17 protein-coding genes and 1 pseudogene are annotated in these 20,082 nt (G+C 72.8%); 5 read left to right on the forward strand and 13 right to left on the reverse strand.

The window, feature by feature from the left end:
- Positions 1–225: 225 nt before the first annotated feature.
- Positions 226–852: a YceI family protein gene (locus ACFWUQ_RS15390; RefSeq protein ID WP_384537976.1), complete on the forward strand. Its 627-nt coding sequence runs from the start codon at positions 226–228 to the stop codon at positions 850–852.
- A 25-nt stretch (positions 853–877) separates the two neighbouring features.
- Here the strand turns inward: ACFWUQ_RS15390 and ACFWUQ_RS15395 are convergent, their stop codons facing one another.
- From ACFWUQ_RS15395 to ureA, 6 genes are all read right to left on the reverse strand, one after another.
- The gene (locus ACFWUQ_RS15395; protein WP_384537979.1) at positions 878–2,227 is read right to left on the reverse strand and encodes a hypothetical protein; all 1,350 of its coding nucleotides are present in this window, start codon (positions 2,225–2,227) and stop codon (positions 878–880) included.
- A gap of 82 nt (positions 2,228–2,309) precedes the next feature.
- Positions 2,310–3,914: a citramalate synthase gene (gene cimA / locus ACFWUQ_RS15400; protein WP_384537981.1), complete on the reverse strand. Its 1,605-nt coding sequence runs from the start codon at positions 3,912–3,914 to the stop codon at positions 2,310–2,312.
- Positions 3,915–4,266: 352 nt separating this feature from the next.
- Positions 4,267–4,884, reverse strand: a complete 618-nt coding sequence (locus ACFWUQ_RS15405) for a TetR/AcrR family transcriptional regulator (protein WP_384537984.1) — start codon at positions 4,882–4,884, stop codon at positions 4,267–4,269.
- Between the two features lie 40 nt (positions 4,885–4,924).
- Positions 4,925–5,980 carry an agmatine/peptidylarginine deiminase gene (locus ACFWUQ_RS15410; protein ID WP_384537987.1) on the reverse strand — a complete coding sequence of 352 codons (1,056 nt, stop codon included), beginning with the start codon at positions 5,978–5,980 and terminating at the stop codon, positions 4,925–4,927.
- 29 nt (positions 5,981–6,009) lie between these two features.
- Positions 6,010–7,743 (reverse strand): urease subunit alpha, encoded by a 1,734-nt coding sequence (locus tag ACFWUQ_RS15415; protein ID WP_384537990.1) that lies wholly within the window; start codon positions 7,741–7,743, stop codon positions 6,010–6,012.
- Positions 7,740–8,582: an urease subunit gamma gene (gene ureA, locus ACFWUQ_RS15420; RefSeq protein ID WP_384537993.1), complete on the reverse strand. Its 843-nt coding sequence runs from the start codon at positions 8,580–8,582 to the stop codon at positions 7,740–7,742. The genes ACFWUQ_RS15415 and ureA overlap by 4 nt, the downstream gene beginning before the upstream one ends.
- A gap of 167 nt (positions 8,583–8,749) precedes the next feature.
- On the opposite strand from ureA, the gene ACFWUQ_RS15425 reads away from it, so the two are divergent.
- Positions 8,750–10,177, forward strand: coding sequence for a cytosine permease (locus ACFWUQ_RS15425; RefSeq protein ID WP_384537995.1), 1,428 nt, complete (start codon positions 8,750–8,752; stop codon positions 10,175–10,177).
- Positions 10,178–10,247: 70 nt separating this feature from the next.
- On the opposite strand, the gene ACFWUQ_RS15430 is transcribed toward ACFWUQ_RS15425, so the two are convergent.
- The 4 genes from ACFWUQ_RS15430 to ACFWUQ_RS15445 all read right to left on the reverse strand — a co-directional run bounded on the left by ACFWUQ_RS15430 (position 10,248) and on the right by ACFWUQ_RS15445 (position 14,004).
- Positions 10,248–11,333 (reverse strand): branched-chain amino acid aminotransferase, encoded by a 1,086-nt coding sequence (locus ACFWUQ_RS15430; RefSeq protein ID WP_384537998.1) that lies wholly within the window; start codon positions 11,331–11,333, stop codon positions 10,248–10,250.
- 228 nt (positions 11,334–11,561) lie between these two features.
- Positions 11,562–12,602 (reverse strand): 3-isopropylmalate dehydrogenase, encoded by a 1,041-nt coding sequence (locus ACFWUQ_RS15435; RefSeq protein WP_384538000.1) that lies wholly within the window; start codon positions 12,600–12,602, stop codon positions 11,562–11,564.
- Positions 12,603–12,745: 143 nt separating this feature from the next.
- Positions 12,746–12,874 carry a hypothetical protein gene (locus ACFWUQ_RS15440; RefSeq protein WP_384538003.1) on the reverse strand — a complete coding sequence of 43 codons (129 nt, stop codon included), beginning with the start codon at positions 12,872–12,874 and terminating at the stop codon, positions 12,746–12,748.
- Positions 12,875–13,134: 260 nt separating this feature from the next.
- Complete coding sequence (locus tag ACFWUQ_RS15445; RefSeq protein WP_384538005.1) at positions 13,135–14,004, reverse strand: LysR family transcriptional regulator; 870 nt, start codon at positions 14,002–14,004, stop codon at positions 13,135–13,137.
- 102 nt (positions 14,005–14,106) lie between these two features.
- Between ACFWUQ_RS15445 and ACFWUQ_RS15450 the strand changes: the two genes are divergently transcribed.
- Positions 14,107–15,120: an NADP-dependent oxidoreductase gene (locus tag ACFWUQ_RS15450; RefSeq protein ID WP_384538007.1), complete on the forward strand. Its 1,014-nt coding sequence runs from the start codon at positions 14,107–14,109 to the stop codon at positions 15,118–15,120.
- 21 nt (positions 15,121–15,141) lie between these two features.
- On the opposite strand, the gene ACFWUQ_RS15455 is transcribed toward ACFWUQ_RS15450, so the two are convergent.
- Complete coding sequence (locus ACFWUQ_RS15455; protein WP_384538010.1) at positions 15,142–15,687, reverse strand: GNAT family N-acetyltransferase; 546 nt, start codon at positions 15,685–15,687, stop codon at positions 15,142–15,144.
- A 76-nt stretch (positions 15,688–15,763) separates the two neighbouring features.
- Between ACFWUQ_RS15455 and ACFWUQ_RS15460 the strand changes: the two genes are divergently transcribed.
- Entirely contained in the window at positions 15,764–16,465 is a 702-nt protein-coding gene (locus tag ACFWUQ_RS15460) for a nitroreductase family protein (RefSeq protein WP_384538012.1), read from the forward strand.
- Between the two features lie 84 nt (positions 16,466–16,549).
- Here ACFWUQ_RS15460 and pruA read toward each other — a convergent pair whose 3' ends face one another.
- Positions 16,550–18,181, reverse strand: coding sequence for an L-glutamate gamma-semialdehyde dehydrogenase (pruA, locus tag ACFWUQ_RS15465; protein ID WP_384538015.1), 1,632 nt, complete (start codon positions 18,179–18,181; stop codon positions 16,550–16,552).
- A 30-nt stretch (positions 18,182–18,211) separates the two neighbouring features.
- Positions 18,212–19,138 carry a proline dehydrogenase family protein gene (locus tag ACFWUQ_RS15470; protein WP_384538016.1) on the reverse strand — a complete coding sequence of 309 codons (927 nt, stop codon included), beginning with the start codon at positions 19,136–19,138 and terminating at the stop codon, positions 18,212–18,214.
- Positions 19,139–19,337: 199 nt separating this feature from the next.
- Here ACFWUQ_RS15470 and ACFWUQ_RS15475 point away from each other — a divergent pair.
- Positions 19,338–20,082, forward strand: a pseudogene (locus ACFWUQ_RS15475) (PucR family transcriptional regulator); the annotation flags it as partial.

The following is a 20,082-nucleotide window of genomic DNA, read 5'->3' on the forward strand; positions in this document are numbered from 1 at the left end:
GATCCGCTGTACGGCCCGTACAGAACCGGCCCCGGAAGTACGGACTCCGCCAGCCGGGACCTTCGCCCTTTGTGGGACTTCCACACATCAGGCCGACATCGGGACAACAAGTTGAAATTTGAACAGACTCGGCATAGCCTCGAATCAGCGAAGTGGTTGAACCTTCAACAGCTCGCAACCCCCCGGATGTCGCGAGATGTCGCGGGACCTATCGAGGAGGAAGTCATGGGAATCTTCACCCGCCGCAACCAGCAGGCCGCGCCCGTCCAGAGCACCGCCGGCTCCGTCGCCACGCTCGAAGCGGACCCCGCCCTGGCCGCGCTCACCGGTGACTACGCCATCGACGCCGCGCACAGCAGCATCGGCTTCACCGTCCGCCACGCCATGGTGACCAACGTGCGCGGCTCCTTCGCCGACCACGAGGGCGCCCTGCACCTGGACGGGGCCGACCCCTCCCGCTCCACCGCCGTCATCGATGTGCGGACCGGCTCCGTGGACACGGGCATCGCCGACCGCGACGCCCACCTGCGCGGCGGCGACTTCTTCGACGCCGACACCTTCCCCCTGATGACCTTCCGGTCCACCGGGGCCGGCCGCGTCGGCGGCGACACCTACCGCATCACCGGCGACCTGACGATCAAGGACGTCACGCGCCCGCTCTCCCTCGACCTGGAGTTCAACGGGTCCGCCACCGACGTCTACGGGAGCGAGCGGGTCGGGTTCGAGGGCTCGGCCGAGATCCTGCGCTCCGACTGGGGCCTGACCTGGAACGCCGCGCTGGAGGCCGGAGGTGTGATGGTCAGCGACAAGGTGAAGCTGACCTTCGACATCTCGGCCGTCAAGCAGGCCTGACCGGGGCACCGGCCCACGGGGGCGGTTAGAAGCCGCCCCCGCCGTCGAAGCCGCCACCCCCGCCGAAGTCCCCGCCGCCGCCGAAGTCCCCGCCGCTGAAGTCGGACGGGTTGAAGTCGCCTCCGGAGGCGTCGCCCCCCTCGGAACCGCCGCCGAAGTCGGAGGCGTAGGCCGGGCCCGACATCATCGAACCGAGCATCGTGCCCATGAGCAGCCCGGGCAGGACGCCGCCGCCGAAGTAGCCCCCGGCCCACGGCCCGTACGCCGGGCCGGCGTCGTAGTAGGGGCGCGGCCCGCGCTCGGTGTCGACCGTACGCACCGCCGGGTCCAGGCCGTCGCGCAGCCGTACGGCGTCCGCCGCGCAGACCGGGACCGTACGCGGCGCCCCGCCGGCCGGCGCCCAGCTCGCGTCCTCGGCGCTCGGCCCGTGCCGGGGATCGAAGAAGCACGGCGAGCGGCGCTCGGGAACCGGCTCCCCCCGGCGGCGCGCGTCCAGGCATGCCAGTGCGTACCGGCCGTCCTCCAGCGTCCGCGTGACCTCCTGGACCTCCTCGGGGCGCCGCACGGAGGCCATGACCTGCTTGGCCCTCTCGTACGAGTCGAGGCCCCGCGCGTAGTCCTCGCGCATGGCGTCGTCCGCGCCGGGCTCGCCGGGGTGGAAGTCGAGGCGTTCGAGCTCCTCGCCGAAGGCCGTGATGTCCTCGTCGACGACCACGCCGAGACGGGCGACGGCCTCGCGCCGGGCCTCTTCCTTCCTCCTGCGGTTCCGGCGGACCAGGGCGTACGCGCCGCCGCCGCCCACCACCGCCACCGCGCCGAGCACGGCCAGCCCGCCGACCGGGGCGCCCTCGGCGGAGCCCGCGCTGTCCCAGGAGGCGGGGGCGGCGCCGCGGACCTGCCCCAGCGCCTGGTCGACGAAGTTGTTCAGCTGGGTGCCCGCGTCCACCGGCCCGCCGGTCCTGACCGCTTCGCTGAGGTCGCGCACGGCGTCGCCCGGCATGACCGCCCGGTCGGCGGCGGCGTCGAAGCCCTCCCCCAGCCGGATTCCGTAGAGACCCGTCACGCCGGTCCGGACCCGGACCGCTTCGAGCACCCGGTCCGGCGGGAACTCGGCGGTGGCCGGCAGCACGGCGACGAACACCGGCTTCCCGGCGTCCTCGATCTTCCGCGCGAGCGCGTCGGCGTCGGCCGGCGGCAACTGCGCCCGGACCCGGGGGTCGACGTAGACCGGCCCCTCCCTGAGGGCCTCGGCGACGGCGGCGGTCCCGGTGGCGGCCGGCGCCTGCGGCGCGGCTCCGAGGGCGGCCGCCGACAGGGCCACCAGCAGACCGGACAGCAGCGATCCCACGCGTACGGATATCAGCCTGGTCCTCATACCACGACGCTACCCGAACCGGTACTTTCCCGTGTGAGCGGGACATAAGGGCCCGGCTTCCCCGGGCCGGCGGCGCCCTCGGCTACTCGGCCGGCTCCACGCCCGCGTGGAGGAGTCCGTAGGTGAACGCGTCCTCCAGGGCCTGCCAGGACGCGGCGATCACGTTCTCGGCGACGCCGACCGTGGACCACTCACGGACGCCGTCCGTCGTGGCGATCAGCACCCGGGTCGTGGACTCCGTGCCGTGCTTGCCCTCCAGGATGCGGACCTTGTAGTCGACCAGCTCGAACTTGGCCAGCTGCGGGTAGAAGCGCTCCAGTGCCACCCGCAGGGCCCGGTCCAGGGCGTTGACGGGGCCGTTGCCCTCCGCCGTCGCGACGATCCGCTCGCCCTTGGCCCACAGCTTGACCGTGGCCTCGTTGGCGTGGATGCCGTCCGGGCGGTCCTCCACGATGGCCCGCCAGGACTCGACGCGGAAGTACTTGCGGGCCCGGCCCTCGGCCTCGGCGCGCAGCAGCAGCTCGAAGGAGGCGTCGGCCGCCTCGTACGTGTAGCCGCGCAGCTCCCGCTCCTTGACCCGCTCCACGACCCGGGAGATCAGCGCGCGGTCCCCGCCGAGGTCGACGCCGAGCTCCTTGCCCTTGAGCTCGATGGAGGCGCGGCCGGCCATGTCGGACACGAGCATGCGCATGGTGTTGCCGACCCGCGCGGGGTCGATGTGCTGGTACAGGTCGGGGTCGACCTTGATGGCCGAGGCGTGCAGGCCAGCCTTGTGCGCGAAGGCCGAGACACCCACGTACGGCTGGTGGGTGGAGGGGGTGAGGTTGACGACCTCGGCGATGGCGTGCGAGATGCGGGTCATCTCGGCCAGCGCGCCCTCGGGGAGCACCTGGCGGCCGTACTTGATCTCCAGGGCGGCCACGACGGGGAAGAGGTTGGCGTTGCCGACGCGCTCGCCGTAGCCGTTGGCGGTGCACTGGACGTGGGTGGCCCCCGCGTCGACGGCGGCCAGGGTGTTGGCGACGGCGCAGCCGGTGTCGTCCTGGGCGTGGATGCCCAGGCGGGCGCCGGTGTCGGCGAGGACGGTCGCGACGGTCGCCGTCACCTGGGCGGGGAGCATGCCGCCGTTGGTGTCGCAGAGGATGACCACGTCGGCGCCGGCCTCGTGCGCGGTGCGTACGACGGCCTTCGCGTACGCGGCGTCGGCCCGGTAGCCGTCGAAGAAGTGCTCGCAGTCGACGAAGACGCGGCGGCCCTGGGCGACGAGGTGGGAGACGGTGTCGCGGACCATCTCCAGGTTCTCGTCCAGGGTGGTGCGCAGGGCGAGTTCGACGTGGCGGTCGTGGGACTTGGCGACGAGCGTGATGACCGGCGCGCCGGACTCCAGCAGGGCCCGCACCTGGGGGTCCGTGGCGGCCGAGCCGCCGGCCCGCCGGGTCGCGCCGAAGGCGACCAGCTGGGCGTGCTTGAAGTCGATCTCGGCGCGGGCGCGGGCGAAGAACTCGGTGTCACGGGGGTTGGCGCCGGGCCAGCCGCCCTCGATGAAGCCCACTCCGAAGTCGTCCAGGTGCCGCGCGATCGTCAGCTTGTCGGCGACCGTGAGGTTGATGCCTTCGCGCTGGGCCCCGTCGCGCAGCGTGGTGTCGAAGACATGGAAGCTGTCGTCGAGGACCTCTGTCGTCGTCATGCTGATCTGACTCCTGTCGGATGAGTGGCTCCGGGTACCCGGGATCCACTGCCCCCATCATCGCGCGCTGCCCGCCCCCGGCAGGGTGGCCGGGAAACGAAAAAACCCCTCGCGGGTGCGAGAGGTCGGCGCGCGGGTCTGGGGCACGATGGCCGCCGCCGCGAAGTTCTTCCACGGTTCAGCGGTCAGTGCGGACCGGCGCGCTGCTGCCGATAATCATGGGCTGAGCAAGCACGCCCGCAGTCTGCCACAGAGCCCGTCGCGCGCGGACACGGATCTCACGATGCGGGCAGCGGTCTCCGGCCCGCCCGCACGCGCCGCCCCGCCGGCGCCGGCGCCGGCGGGGCGGGCCCTACTGGGGGGCCAGCGTCTCCGTGAGGAACTCCGCGACGTGCGCCAGGATGGACGACCGGTCCAGGGTAGGCAGGCCCACCGCCAGCTGGATGCTGAAACCGTCCAGCAGGGCCCGGACCCGGGTCGCGACGCGGTCGGCGTCCACCGCGCGGAACTCGCCGCGCGAGACGCCCTCGGCGAGCAGCGCCACCAGGTCGCGGTGCCAGGCGCCCTCGATGGCGGCCTGCCGGTCGCGCTCCTCGGGTCCGGCGTTCTGCGAGCGGTTCCAGACCTCCAGCCACAGGGTCCAGTGCGGGTCGCGGGGGCGGGTGGGCACATACAGGTCGACGTACTCGCGCAGCCGCTCGCCCACCGGGCCGCGCCGGGACAGCAGCGCGCGCCGTTCGGCGCCCAGCTCCGCCTCGCTCCACTCCAGGGTCTGCAGCAGGAGCTCGTCCTTGCTGCGGAAGTAGTAGAGGAGGTGGCCGCTGCTCATGCCGACCTCGCGGCCCAGGCCGGCCATGGTCAGGCCCTCCAGGCCGCGCTCGGCGATCGTGGCCATGGCGGCGACGAGTACGTCCTCGCGCGGGGGCGCGTTCTTGCGCGCCGCACGTACCGGTACTCCACCCGCCGCCATGGGCCACTCCTCGTCGTCCGGCCGCCGGTCCCCCTCGGGGTCAGACCTTCGGCTGCTGCTGGGTGATGCAGTGGATACCGCCACCCCCGGCGAAAATCGTACGTGCGTCGACGAGGGTCACGGTCCGCTCGGGGAACAGGTCCCGGAAGATCTCGGCCGCTTCCTCGTCACGGGGGTCGTCGAAGGCGCACAGCACCACGCCGCCGTTGCAGAGGTAGTGGTTGATGTACGAGTAGTCCACCCACTCCCCGTCCTCCACCAGCACGGTCGGCGCCGGGACCTCCACGACCTCCAGCCGCCGGCCGCGGGCGTCGGTGGAGGCGCGCAGGAGGGCGGCGATGGCCTTGCAGCGCTCGTGGTCCGGGTGGGCCGGGTCGGGCTGGGTGTGGACCACGACCGTGCCGGGGCGGGCGAAGGCGGCGACGATGTCGACATGGCCCTGGGTGCCGTAGGTGCCGTAGTCGCCGGCCAGGCCGTAGGGGAGCCAGATCGCCTTCGTGGTGCCGAGGTGGGCGTGGACCTCGGCCTCCACCTGCCGGCGGGTCCAGCCGGGGTTGCGGCCCTCGCCCAGCTGCACGGTGTCGGTGAGGAGTACGGTGCCCTCGCCGTCCACGTGGAAGGCGCCGCCCTCGTTCACGAGGGGGGTGCTGAACGTCCGGGTGCCGGCCACGTCGGAGACGTACCGGGCGATCTTCGCGTCGTGGTCCCAGCGGGCCCACTCCTGGGCGCCCCAGCCGTTGAAGGTCCAGTCCACGGCGGCCAGCTCGCCGGCGTCGTTGGTGACGAAGGTCGGACCGATGTCGCGCATCCAGGCGTCGTCGAGCTCGCGCTCGACCAGCCTCACCTCGTCGCCGACGAGCGCGCGGGCGCCCTCCGCGTCGCCGGGCGGGACCACGAGCGTGACGGGCTCGTACGCGCTCACCGCGCGGGCCACGGCGCCCCAGGCCTCGCGGGCCTCGGCGAGCTCCCGCGCGTCGGTGAAGGTCGGGTTGGGGCTGGGCCACGCCATCCAGGTGCGCTCGTGGGGGGCCCACTCGGCGGGCATCCGGAAGCCGGCGGCGGCCGGCGTGGCGTGGTTCTCGGGTTGTGCGGTCATGGCGGGAGGTCCTTACGGGCGGTGCCGGCTTACAGGAAGTACAGGCGGTTCAGGGAGACGGATTCGGCGGCCTCGGAGTGCAGCGGTTCCCCGTCGAGCGAGACGAGGCCGCTGCGCGCGTCCACATCGACCGCGCCCACCCGGGAGTTGAGGAGCAGGTCCCGCGGCCCGATGCCCCGGGTGCCGCGGACGGCGACGCGCCGGCGGCGGGTCGGCATCCCGTCCCCGCCGAGGACCGCCGAGGCGGCCGAGACGAAGGCGACGGAGATGTCGGCGGCGGTGGCTCCGTACGAGCCGAACTGCGGCCCGAGGACGAGGGGTTCACAGGTGTCGGTGGCCGCGTTCGGGTCACCGGTGACGCCGTAGGCCGGGAAGCCGGACTTGAGGACCAGCTGCGGTTTGGCGCCGAAGAACTGGGGGCGCCACAGCACGATGTCGGCGAGCTTGCCGACCTCGATGGAGCCGATCTCGTGGGACAGGCCGTGGGCGATGGCCGGGTTGATGGTCAGCTTGGCCATGTAGCGCAGGACGCGGGCGTTGTCGTCGCCCTCGCCGTCGCCGGCCAGGGGTCCCAGTTCGCCCTTCATCTTGGCGGCCATGGCGAAGGTGCGGCGGATGGTCTCGCCCGCGCGGCCCATGCCCTGGGCGTCGGAGGAGGTGATGCCGATCGCGCCCAGGTCGTGCAGCACGTCCTCGGCGCCCATGGTGCCCGCTCGGATCCGGTCGCGCGCCATGGCGGCGTCGCCCGGAAGGTCCGGCTTGAGGTCGTGGACGGAGACGATCATGCCGTAGTGCTCGGCGACCGCGTCCCGGCCGAAGGGCAGGGTGGGGTTGGTGGAGGAGCCGATCACGTTCGGCACGCCCGCCATCTTGAGCACGTTGGGGACGTGCCCGCCGCCGCAGCCCTCGATGTGGAAGGCGTGGATGGTGCGGCCGTCCAGCACCCGCAGGGTGTCCTCGACGGAGAGGCACTCGTTGAGGCCGTCACTGTGCAGGGCGACCTGTACGTCGTACTCCTCCGCCACCCGCAGGGCGGTGTCCAGGGCGCGGGTGTGCGCGCCCATGTCCTCGTGGACCTTGAAGCCGCAGGCGCCGCCCTCGGCGAGCGCCTCGACCAGGGGGGCGGCGTCCGAGGAGGACCCGCGGGCGAGGAAGCCGATGTTGACGGGCCAGGCGTCGAAGGCGTTGAAGGCGTGCTTCAGGGCCCAGGGGGAGTTGACGCCGACGCCCCAGACGGGGCCGAACTCCTGGCCGATGACCGTGGTGACGCCGGCGGCGAGCGACGCCTCCATGATGCGCGGCGAGAGCAGGTGGACGTGGGTGTCCACGGCGCCGGCCGTCGCGATCATGCCCTCGCCGGAGACGATCGAGGTGCCCGTGCCGACGACCACGTCGACGCCGTCGAGTGTGTCGGGGTTGCCGGCGCGGCCGATCGCGTGGATGCGGCCCTCGCGGATGCCGATGGAGACCTTGCGGATACCGAGCACGGCGTCGATGACGAGCACGTTGCTGATGACGACGTCGCAGGTCTCGCGGACGGCGGCGGCCTTCAGGTGCAGGCCGTCGCGGGCCGTCTTGCCGAAGCCGGCGAGGAATTCGTCGCCGGGCTTCTGCGCGTCGGACTCCACCCGGACGGTGAGCCCGGAGTCGCCGAGCCGCACCCGGTCGCCGGCGCGGGGGCCGAAGACGGAGGCGTACTCATGCGGGTCGATGTGCCGGCTGCCCGGCGCGCAGTGGTCGCTGTGGGGGGTCTTCCTGCTCACGCCCGGTCTCCGTCCGCGTGCTCGGTGGTGCCGGGGGCCGGGGCCTCGCGGCTCGGGGTCTGGCCGGCGTCGGGATTCTGGTGCGCGGGCGCGGCGGGGTCCTGGGGCCCGGGGGCGGGCGCGTCGGGGTGCGCGGGTGCGTCGGGGTGCGCGGGCGTGTCGGCGCCCAGGTAGCCGCAGGCCGCCGCTCGTGCCAGGGCCTGCGCCTTGGCTCCGGGGGCGTCCAGTGGGCCGTCGACGAGGCCGGCGAAGCCGATGGCCACGCGGCCGCCGCCGATCGGGACCAGGCCGACCTCCCCCTCCCCGTGCGGGTCGAAGCGCACGGACGAGCCGGCCGGTACGCACAGCCGCATCCCGTAGGCCGCGGCCCGGTCGAAGTCGAGGCGCGGGTTGGCCTCGAAGAAGTGGAAGTGGGAGGTGACGCTGACCGGGACGGGGGCGGTGTTGCGCACCCGCAGGCGCAGGGCCGGCTCCGGCTGCGGTGCGCCCGGGCCGGGCAGGACCGCGCCGGGGGCGTCGTCGCCGAGCGGGAGCGCGCCCCGGATCGGGGAGGAGACGACGGCGAGGCGGGAGCCGTCGTCGAAGACGGCCTCCACGTGCACCTCGGCGACCACGTCCGCGACACCCGGCAGGACGTCGTCGGGACCGAGGACGCTCCGGGCCTCCTCGATGGCCTCGGCGAGCCGCTTGCCGTCGCGCGCCGCCTCGCAGACCGTGTCCGCGACGAGCGCGGTTGCCTCGGGGACGTTGAGCCTCAGGCCCCTGGCCCGCCGGGCCCTGGCCAGTTCAGCGGCGCTGCGCAGCAGCAGCCGGTCGCGCTCCGTAGGGGTCAGCCGCACGCCGATCCACCACCTCTTGAGTCGATGGGTTAGAGCATCACTCTAACTCCTTATCTCGCTGCGAGGAATCATTGACCTGCTGGCATGGAGTGAGTCACATTGAGTGTCGCTCAAACATGTCACCGCAACAGCGCGCGCCCCCCGCCGCCCTGCCAAGGGAGTCCCCCATGCCCATCGAACAGCGCGGAGTCGACACCATCCCGGAGGAGGAGCGGACGAGCGGCCCTCGCGACCTGGTCTCGATCCTCCTCGGCTCCAACCTCTGCCTCGGCGTCATCGTGTTCGGCTGGCTGCCCCCGTCCTTCGGGCTGGGCCTGTGGCCCTCGGTCACCGCCATCGTGACCGGCACCCTCGTCGGTATCGCCTTCACCGCGCCGCTGGCCCTGGTGTCCCTGCGGACCGGGACCAACCTGTCCACCTCCAGCGGCGCCCAGTTCGGCGTCCGCGGGCGGCTCGTCGGCTCCGTGGTCGGCCTGCTGCTGTCCCTCGGCTACACCGCGCTGACCCTGTGGATCGGCGGAGACGTCATGGTCGGGGTCCTCTCCCGGCTCACCGGGCTGGCGGACACCGGCGCGTCGCGGGCCGCGATGTACGGGGTCCTGGCCGCCTTCACCGTCGTCGGCGCCGTCTTCGGCTACCGCCTCCTGCTGCGCCTGAGCAAGGTGCTGGCCGTCGCCATGGTGGTGCTGCTGGCCGTCGGCGTCCTCGCGTACGCGGGCGACTTCACCACCGCCGCCCCGCCCGGGACCCCGTACCTCCTCGGCTCCTTCTGGCCGACCTGGCTGCTCGCGGCCGTCGCCGCCGGGCTCAGCGGCCCCGTCGCCTTCATCACCCTGCTCGGCGACTACACCCGGTACATCTCCCCCCGCCGGTACGGCTCGCGCAAGGTGCTCGGCGCCACCTGCCTCGGCCTCCTCCTCGGCCTGCTGGTCCCGCAGCTGTTCGGCACCTACACCGCGCTCGCCGCCCGGGCCGGCGCGGACTACGCCGGGCCGCTCGTCGAGGCGGCGCCCGCCTGGTACCTCGTCCCGCTGCTCGCGGCGGCCGCGGGCGGTTCGGTCGGCAACGCCGGGCTGATGCTCTACTCCATGGGCCTGGACCTGGACGCGATCGTGCCGAGGACCACCCGCACCGCGGCCACGCTCGTCGCCGCGGCCGTCGCGACCGGCTTCGTCTTCCTCGGCTCCTTCGCCTGGAGCGCGCAGGCCGCGATGACCTCCTTCGTCCTGCTGCTCACCGCGCTCGGCACCCCGTGGGCCGTGGTCACCCTCATCGGGTACGCGCGCTGCCGGGGCCGGTACGACGCCGACGCCCTCCAGGTCTTCAACCGGCGGTCGGTGGGCGGGGTCTACTGGTACCGCGGCGGCTGGAACCCGGCCGCCACCGCGTCCTGGGCGTTCGGCGCCGGCGTCGGCCTGCTGGGCGTGTCGACGCCCCTCTACGAGGGCCCGCTGCTCGCCCTGACCGGCGGCGTCGACTGCTCCTTCGTCCTGTCCGCCCTAGCGGGCGGCCTCGCCTACGCCGCCCTCACCACCCGAACCCCCGCACCCGCCCCCACCCCCACCCACCCCACCGAGGAACCGGCCCCCGCCTGATCCCCGCCCCGGCATACGCGAAAGGCCCGCCCCCGACGATGCGCCGGGGGCGGGCCTTCGTACGGGTGGGTCAGCCCAGGCGGTGCATCCAGCCGTGGGGGTCGGCGGCGCGGCCGGTCTGGAGGTCCATGAGGGCCTTGCGCAGGCGCATGGTGACCTCGCCGGGCTCGCCGTTGCCCTGCGTCCAGTCGGCACGCTCGGACTTGACCCGGCCGACCGGGGTGATCGCGGCCGCGGTACCGCAGGCGAACACCTCGGTGAGGCTGCCGTTCGCGGCGTCGCGCTGCCAGTCCTCGGTGCTGATGCGGCCTTCCTCGGCGGTGTAGCCGAGGTCGCGGGCGAGGGTGAGGAGCGAGTTGCGGGTGATGCCCGGGAGCAGCGAGCCGGTGAGCTCCGGGGTGACGATGCGGTCCCCGTACACGAAGTACAGGTTCATCCCGCCCATCTCCTCGACCCAGCGGTGCTCCACGGCGTCGAGCCAGACCACCTGGTCGCAGCCGTGGGAGGCGGCCTGGGCCTGGGCCACGAGCGAGGCCGCGTAGTTGCCGCCGGTCTTGGCCTCGCCGGTGCCGCCCTTGACGGCGCGGACGTAGTCCTCGGAGAGCCAGACGGAGACGGGCTTGACGCCGCCGGGGAAGTACGCGCCGGCGGGCGAGGCGATGACGATGAAGAGGAACTCGTTGGCCGGGCGGACGCCGAGGCCGACCTCGGAGGCGAACATGAACGGCCGCAGGTAGAGGGAGGCCTCGCCGGAGTCCGGCACCCAGGCGCGGTCCTGCGTGATCAGCGCGTCGCAGGCGGCGATGAACAGGTCGGTCGGCAGCTCGGGCATCGCCATGCGGCGGGCGGAGGCCTGGAAGCGCTCGGCGTTGGCGAGCGGGCGGAAGGTGGCGACCGTGCCGTCGGGCTGACGGAAGGCCTTGGCCCCCTCGAAGATCGTCTGCGCGTAGTGCAGGGTCATGTTCGCCGGGTCGATCGACAGCGGCGCGTACGGAACCAGCTCGGCGTCGTGCCAGCCGCGTCCCTCGGTCCACTTGATCGTCACCATGTGATCGGTGAAGTGGCGGCCGAAGCCGGGGCTGACCAGGATCGCCTCGCGCTCCGCGTCGGACAGCGGGTGCGAGGAGGGCTTGAGCTCGATCGTGGGCGTCGTCATGAGTGCGTGTCCTTCACCGGTTGTGTATGGCGGACCGCGCTCACGGCGTACTAGGACGTCCGAGCTTCCCCGCATTCCGCGGCCTCGCGTTCGATTATCGCGCGCGTGGCTGCTTCGGAGAAACGGGGGATTGCGGCCCAGGGGAGATGGTGGCACCCGGGGCCGCGCAGGAAAAGCCGCCGGGTCCGTGTGCGACCCGGCGGCTCTGCCTGAGGTGGAGCTGCCGGGTCAGCCGGCTACGCGAGCGGCGAGTGCGTCGCCGATCTCGTCGGTGGAGCGGAAGGAGCCGTCGCGGGCGGCGAGGTCGGCCGAGACCGCGTCCTCGATGCGGGCGGCCCGGTCCTCAAGACCGAGGTGGCGCAGCAGGAGGGCGACGGAGAGGATCGTCGCGGTCGGGTCGGCCTTGCCGGTGCCCGCGATGTCCGGGGCCGAGCCGTGGACGGGCTCGAACATGGACGGGAAGGCGCCCGTCGGGTTGATGTTGCCGGAGGCCGCGAGACCGATTCCGCCGGTCACGGCGGCGGCCAGGTCGGTGAGGATGTCGCCGAAGAGGTTGTCCGTGACGATGACGTCGAACCGCTCGGGCTGGGTGACGAAGAAGATCGTCGCGGCGTCGACGTGCAAGTAGTCGGTGGTGACCTCGGGGTACTCCTGGCCGACCCGGTCGAAGATGTTCTTCCACAGGTGGCCGGCGTACACGAGGACGTTGTTCTTGTGCACCAGCGTCAGCTTCTTGCGCGGCCGGGCGTTCGCCCGCTCGTACGCGTCGCGGACGACGCGCTCGACGCCGTAGGCGGTGTTGATGCTGACCTCGGTGGCCACCTCGGCGGGCGTACCGGTGCGCAGGCTGCCGCCGTTGCCGGTGTACGGACCCTCGGTCCCCTCGCGGACCACGACGAAGTCGATCTCCGGACGGCCGGCGAGCGGGGTGGCCGTGTTCGGGAAGAGCTTCGAGGGGCGCAGGTTGATGAAGTGGTCGAAGGCGAAGCGGAGCTTCAGCAGCAGGCCGCGCTCCAGCACACCGGACGGGACCGACGGGTCGCCGATGGCTCCCAGCAGGATCGCGTCGTGGTGCTTGAGGGATTCGAGCTCCGCGTCCGGGAGCGTCTCACCGGTGCGGTGCCAGCGCTGGGCACCGAGGTCGTACTCCTTGGTCTCCAGCTTCACATCCTGGGGCAGGACCGCGGTAAGGACCTTGAGTCCCTGAGCCACGACTTCCTGGCCGATGCCATCACCGGGGATCACTGCGAGATTGATGCTGGTCGACATGGCGAAACCGTACTCCGTGTCCCAGCCCTCAGACATATCGCGTCCATCATGTGGACCAATGGACCAATCCGGACGCGACACGCCTGAGGGGCCAGGCGGGTGGGGGAAGGCGGTAGGACGGGGCGGGCGGTGGGGCGGACCGCTCAGTGGCCGGTCGAGCCGCCGTTGTCGCGGCGGTCGAGGGCGCGCTGGAGGGCGGCGGCGGCGTTCTTGCGGTCGGCGTCGGCGGTGGAGGAGTGGCGGACGCGGCGGCCTGCGGTGATTGCGGTCATGGTGATCGACTCCTTGAGATCACGGCGTGGCGGGGCCACGGATGAGGGGTTCCTTCAAGGCGCCGGAAGAGGCGGGGAGCGGTGCGCCGCAGGGGTTGCCTGCCGGGGGCGCGCGCTCACGACCGCCATTCGCCGGATCGGCGAGACGTTCGGCTCCTACAAAGCTAGGGCAGGTCCCGCTGTATGTCTCCGCAGTTACTCGGACTTCCTACTATCTGAGACGCCGAACGGCCCGGAAGGACGGCTCCGGCGCATCCGTTTCAGCCCTTCTCGGAGCGAAGTTCCCTGATCAGCGCCCGTACGGCGAGAGTGGAGGCGCATTCCGGCGCCGTGACGTACCCCACCTTTCTCACCGGCCGCCCCGGGCCCAGATCGGTGATGTCGACCGACTCGCCGGCCTCTCGCAGCGACAGGTGCGGCAGGATCGCCATACCGAGCCCCCGGCCGACCATCGTGAGCACCATCGCGTCGTCCTCGGCCTTGACGGTGGCCCTCGGGATCCAGTCCTGGGCCCGCCACCACGCGCGGGTGTACGAGCCGCAGTTCTCGTCCCAGTCGAGCAGGGGCAGCGTCCGCGGGTCGGGGTGCCCCACGGGATGGACCAGGGCGTACGCCTCCTCGCGCAGGACGCCGGCCAGCAGGCCCGGCGGCAGGTCGGCCGGGTCCCCCAGGGTCGCGATGGCGAGGTCGGCGCGGCCCGCCGCGACCTCCCCGGCCGTCCCGGCGCCCAGTTCGCGCACCACCCGCACCTCGGGCCGGATGCCCGGGTGGCGGGCCGTGAGCCGCTCCAGGGCCGGGGGCAGCAGGTGCAGGGCCGCGCTGCGGAAGGCCGCGACGCGCAGCACGCCGTCCGCGGTGTCCCGGCCCGCGCCGCGCGCCTCGGCGCCCATCACCTCGTACAGCCGCAGGATCCGCCGGGCGTGGCCGACGGCGCGCTCCCCCGCCGGGGTGGGCGAGGCGCCGCCGCGCCCGCGGTCGAAGAGCACCGCGCCGATCTTGGCCTCGCTGCCGCGCACCGAGTGGGAGACGGCCGACTGGGTGAGGCCGAGCGCCGCGGCGGCGGCGGTGAACCCGCCGGCCTCCGCGACGGCGACCAGGATCCGCAGTTCCTGCGGGAGGAGCTCGGCCACAGGGCCTCTCACCTCGTTCTATGAGCGTGGTTCATGGAGGGGGCGGGTGCCATGAACACAACCCCCTGCCCGTGCCCAGGATTCCCTCCTAGCGTCAGGACCATGACCACGAAGACCGCTCGCGCCGTCCACCAGATCGCCCGCCCCGCCGGCTTCCCCGCCGCCGGCGACTTCGCGTACGTCGAGTCCCGGGTGCCGGAACCGGCTCCCGGCACCGCCCTCGTGGAGAACCTCCTGCTGTCGGTGGACCCGTACCACCGGGGCCTGATGGACGGCGGCGAGGACGGATTCGCGCTGGACACCCCGCTGGAGGGGCGCTCGGTGGGCCGGGTCGTCGCCTCCCTCGACCCGGGCCTCGCCGAGGGCGACCTCGTCTTCCACCGCGAGGGCTGGCGCACCCACGCGCTCGTCACCCTCGGGCGCGACGGCGCGCGCAGGCTGCCCGGCCACCCGGGGGTCCCGCTGGAGGCGTACCTGTCCATCCTGGGCGGCACCGGCCTGACCGCGTACGCCGCCCTGACCCGCACCGCCGCGCTGCGGGAGGGCGAGGACCTGTTCGTGTCGGCCGCCGCCGGCGGGGTCGGTACGGCCGTCGGCAGGATCGCCCGGCTGCTCGGCGCCCGCCGGATCATCGGCAGCGCGGGCTCGGCGGCGAAGGTCCGCCACCTCGTCGGCGAGCTCGGCTTCGACGCGGCCTTCGACTACCACGACGGCCCGGTCGCCGAGCAGCTCGCGGCGGCCGCCCCCGACGGCATAGACGTCTATGTGGACAACGTCGGCGGCGACCATTTGGAGGGCGCGATCGGCGCGCTGCGCGCGTATGGGCGGATCGCGTGGGTCGGCGCCGTCGCCCAGTACAACGGGGACCGCTCCCCCGCCGCTCCCCGCAACCTCTTCGAGGTCGTCCACAAGTCGCTGCGCGTGGAGGGGGTACTGGTGCGCGACCACACCGATCTGCAGGAGGAGTTGGAGGACTTCCTCGTCCCCCATCTGCGCACGGGCCGGATCGGCACGGACACCACGGTCGTCCAGGGCTTCGATCGGACGGTGGAGGCCTTCCGGGGCATGCTCCGCGGGGACAACACGGGCAAGATGCTCGTACGGCTCGACCGTTGACCCCGGCCGGGGAGTTCGCCGCTACAGCACGTCCCCGTCGCGCCAGTCGAAGTCGAGCCGCCCGGCCGGGTCCGGCAGGAGCGCGCCGGGCGGCGCCCACAGGTAGGTGGACCCCTCCTCCTCGGGGAGGAGAACCGGCCCCCCGGGCGCCAGGGCCCCGATCCGGCCGCCCCACACCGTCCATCCCCGGCCGGCGTACAGGGCGGCCCCCTCCTCGGACGCCGACAGCCCTCCGAGGACGTACGCCCCCGCGATGACCTCCTCCAGAGCTGCCATGACGTGGCCGGCGAGCCCCCGCCGCCGCAGGTCGCGCCGTACGGCGACGGCCTCGACGTACCCCAGGCGCAGGGCGCGGCCGCCGTGCACGACCCGCCGCTGCACCACGCTCCCGTGGGCGACGAGCCGACCGCCCTCGCGCACCAGGGCGTGCATCCCGCCGAGGCCGTGCTCGAAGTCCTCGTCGGAGAAGTCGCCCTCGAACGCCGCGTCGAGGAGGTCCCGTACCTCTTCCAGCGCGCCGGGGCCCAGCTGCGAGGTGTGCACGAGGCGTGTCCGCGTATCGGTCATGGCACCAGTGTCCCTCCGCCAGGATTCGGCCTGCGCCGTCCTGGTCCTGCCGGGACCGCGCCAGGACACTCGGTCCATGTCTCCTGATACCCAGCAGTGGAGCCCCACCCACGGCCTGCCCTACCGGCCCGCCGCCTACCGGCCCGAGCGGATGCCCGGCGCGCAATCCCTCGCGCGCGCCGCCGAGTTGCGGGCCCGGATGGACGAGCGGCGGACCGTACGCCACTTCTCCCCCGACCCGGTGCCCGAGCAGGTGGTCCGGGACGCCGTCGCCTGCGCCGCGACCGCCCCCTCCGGGGCCCACCAGCAGCCGTGGACCTTCGTCCTGGTCAAGGATCCCGCCGTGCGGCAGCAGATCCGCGCCGCCGCGGAGCAGGAGGAGGCCCTCTCCTACGACGGCCGCCTCGGCGACGAGTGGCTCGCGGCCCTGCGCCCCCTGGGCACGGACGCGGTGAAGACCCACCTCACGGACGCCCCGGCCCTGGTCGTGGTCTTCCAGCAGCGCTACTGGCTCGGCCCGGACGGCAGCAAGCGCAAGCACTACTACGTCGACGAGTCGGTGGGCATCGCCGTCGGCATGCTCCTGTCCGCCCTGCACCTGTCGGGTCTGGCGGCCCTCGTCCACACCCCGAGCCCGATGCGCTTCCTCGGCCACGTCCTGGACCGCCCGGAGAACGAGAAGGCCTTCGCCGTCGTCCCGATCGGCTATCCGGCGGACGACTGCGAGGTCCCGGACCTGGTCCGCAAGTCCCTGGCCCAGGTCATGGTGGAGGTCTGACCCGCCGGCCGGGCCGGGAACCGGGACCGCCCCCGCTCCGGGCTTGGGGGTACCGGAGCGGGGGCGGGGTTCAGCGGGGGCGGGTCAGCCCATGTGCGGGTAGCCGTACTCGGTGGGCGCGACCAGGGTCTCCTTGATGGAGCGCGTCGACGTCCAGCGCTGCAGGTTGGACGCGGCGCCGGCCTTGTCGTTCGTACCCGAGGCGCGGCCGCCGCCGAAGGGCTGCTGGCCCACGACGGCACCGGTGGACTTGTCGTTGATGTAGAAGTTGCCCGCCGCGAAGCGGAGCTTCTCCATCGCGTCCGCCGCCGCGTACCGGTCGGCGGCGATGATCGAGCCGGTGAGGGCGTACGCCGAGACGGACTCCATCTGGGCCAGCATCGCCTCGTAGTCCGCGTCGTCGTAGACGTGCACGGCGAGGATCGGGCCGAAGTACTCGGTCGTGAAGACCTCGTTCTCCGGGTCGGTGCACGCGATGACGGTCGGGCGGACGAAGTAGCCCTTGGCGTCGTCGTACGTGCCGCCCGCCACGATCTCGCACGTCGGGTCGGCGATGGCACGGTCGATCGCGGCCTTGTTCTTCGCGAAGGACCGCTCGTCGATGACGGCGCCGATGAAGTTGTCCAGGTCCCGGACGTCACCCATGGCGATGCCGTCGACCTCGGCCGCGAAGGCCTCCTTGAAGCCGTCGTTCCAGATCGACGCCGGGACGTAGGCGCGCGAGGAGGCCGAGCACTTCTGGCCCTGGAACTCGAAGGAGCCGCGGGTCAGGGCGGTCTTGAGGACGGCCCGGTCCGCGGACGGGTGCGCGACGACGAAGTCCTTGCCGCCGGTCTCGCCGACCAGGCGCGGGTAGGACTTGTACGTCTCGATGTTGTTGCCGACCGTCTTCCACAGGTGCTGGAAGGTCTTGGTCGAGCCGGTGAAGTGGATGCCGGCCAGGTCGGGGTGGTTCAGGGCGACCTCGGAGACGGCGATGCCGTCGCCCGTCACGAGGTTGATGACGCCCTTGGGCAGGCCGGCCTCCTCCAGGAGCTCCATGAGGAGGACCGCGGAGTGGGTCTGGGTGGGGGACGGCTTCCACAGGACCACGTTGCCCATGAGGGCGGGGGCGGTCGGCAGGTTGCCCGCGATGGCCGTGAAGTTGAAGGGCGTGATCGCGTACACGAAGCCCTCAAGCGGGCGGTGGTCGCTGCGGTTCCACACGCCGGCGCTGTTCGCGACCGGCTGCTCGGCCAGGATCCCGCGGGCGAAGTGGACGTTGAAGCGCCAGAAGTCCACGAGCTCGCAGGGGGTGTCGATCTCCGCCTGCTGCGCGGTCTTCGACTGGCCGAGCATGGTGGAGGCGGCGAGCTTCTCGCGCCAGGGGCCGGACAGCAGCTCCGCCGCGCGCAGGATGATCGCGGCGCGGTCGTCGAAGGACATCGAGCGCCAGGCCGGGGCGGCGGCGAGGGCCGCGTCGACGGCCTCCTGCGCGTCGGCCCGCGTGGCGTTCGCGTAGGTGCCGAGCACGGACTGGTGGTCGTGCGGCTGGACCACGTCGAAACGCTCGCCGCCGCCCATCCGCTTGACACCGTTGATCGTCATCGGGAGGTCGATCGGGTTCTCGGACAGCTGCTTGAGCTGCGCTTCGAGCCGCGCGCGCTCCGGGGTGCCGGGGGCGTACGAGTGGACCGGCTCGTTGACCGGCGCGGGGACCTGGGTCACAGCATCCATGGGGCTGGTAACTCCTTGACCTGGTTCTGGCTAGTTCTTGGTGATCATCGAGCGGAGGAAGAACAGGAGGTTGGCCGGCTTCTCCGCGAGGCGCCGCATGAAGTAGCCGTACCAGTCCGTCCCGTACGCGGTGTAGACGCGCATCCGGTGGCCCTCCGCGGCGAGCCGCAGGTGCTCCTCGCCGCGGATGCCGTACAGCATCTGGAACTCGTACTCGTCCAGCTTGCGCCCGGCCTGCCGGGCGAGCTCCTGGGCGATGGCGATCAGCCGCGGGTCGTGGGACCCGATCATCGGGTAGCCCTCGCCCTCCATCAGGATCTTCATGATCCGGACGTAGGCCCTGTCGATCTCGGCCTTGTCGAGGTACGCGACCTCGGCGGGCTCCTTGTAGGCGCCCTTGACGATGCGCACCCGGCTGCCGGCGGCGGCCAGGCGGCGGGCGTCGGCCTCCGTGCGGAAGAGGTAGGCCTGGATCACGCATCCGGTCTGCGGGAAGTCCCGGCGCAGCTCCTCGTGGATGGCGAACATCGAGTCGAGGGTGGTGTGGTCCTCGGCGTCCAGGGTCACGGTGGTGCCGATGGCCGCGGCCGCCTCGACGACCGGGCGGACGTTGGCGAGGGCCAGCTCGTGGCCGCCCTCCAGCGACTGGCCGAACATCGACAGCTTGACCGACATCTCGACGGTCTCGCCCAGGCCGAGGACCGCCAGGCGCTCGACGAGCCGGAGGTAGGCGTCGCGGGCGGCGTACGACTGGTCCACCGTGGTGATGTCCTCGCCCACGACGTCGAGGGTGACCTCCAGGCCCTTGCGGGTGAGCTCCTCGACGATCGGGATGACCTGGTCGACCGTCTCACCGGGGATGAACCGGGTCACCACGGGCTTGGTCACCGGGGCGGCGGAGACGATGCGGCGCATCTTGTCGCTGCGCGAAGCGGCGAGGATCACGGGACCCAGCACGGGGCACCTCCAACGGGTGGCAGAAGCAAGACATACGATCCGCCGCCGACGCGGCGGGGCCGTAGGGGAAACGCGAATCGAACCACCGTGAAACCTAAGGATCGCTCCGATCCTGGGCCATCGACAGCTGTCACGCATCCGTGGCCCCGATCTCATACATATGTATGAGAGACCGCCCGCGGGGTGGGAGAATGTCCGGGTGAAGGGCGATTACCAAGACCTGGTGGACGAGATCTCGGCGCTGCTCGGCGCCCCGGCGACGCTGGAGAACCGGGACTTCCGCCTCATCGCCTTCGGCGCGCACGACAGCGACGACGACGCCGCCATGGACCCGGTCCGGACCCGCTCGATCCTGACCCGGCAGTCGACGGCGGCCGTCCGCTCCTGGTTCGAGGGCTTCGGCATCGCCCGCGCCACCGCGCCGGTACGCATCCCGGCGGCGCCCGACGCGGGGGTCTTCCGGGGGCGGATCTGCCTGCCCGTGCGGTACCGGGGCATCGTGCAGGGCTACGTGTGGCTCCTCGACCGGGAGCCCGGTCCGGGGCCGGGCGCGCTGGGGGCGGCCATGGAGGTGGCCGAGCGGATCGGGGTGCTGCTCGCCGAGGAGGCCAGGGCCGGGGCGGACCTGTCCCGGGAGTTCCTGGCGGTGCTCACGGCGGGGCGGGGCTGGCAGCAGGACATGGCGGTGGCCGCGCTGCGGGCCGCCCTGGGGCCGGCCGGGGAAGGACTGCACGCGGCGGTGTGCGTGGCCCCCTGGGCCGGGGAGGCTCCCGCCTCGGTACCCGGCGCGGCGGCGGTGTGCGTCGTACCGGCGCCCGGCGAGGGCCGCCCCGGGGATGTTGGCGGGCCGGGGCCGCGGCCCGGGGGCGACCCGGCCCTCGCCGTCCTGCTGCGGCTGCGCTCGACGGACGCGCTGGCTCCGGCCCTGTCGGCGGCAGCCCGGC

The organism is Streptomyces sp. NPDC058662, from assembly GCF_042716255.1.
Lineage (GTDB): Bacteria > Actinomycetota > Actinomycetes > Streptomycetales > Streptomycetaceae > Streptomyces.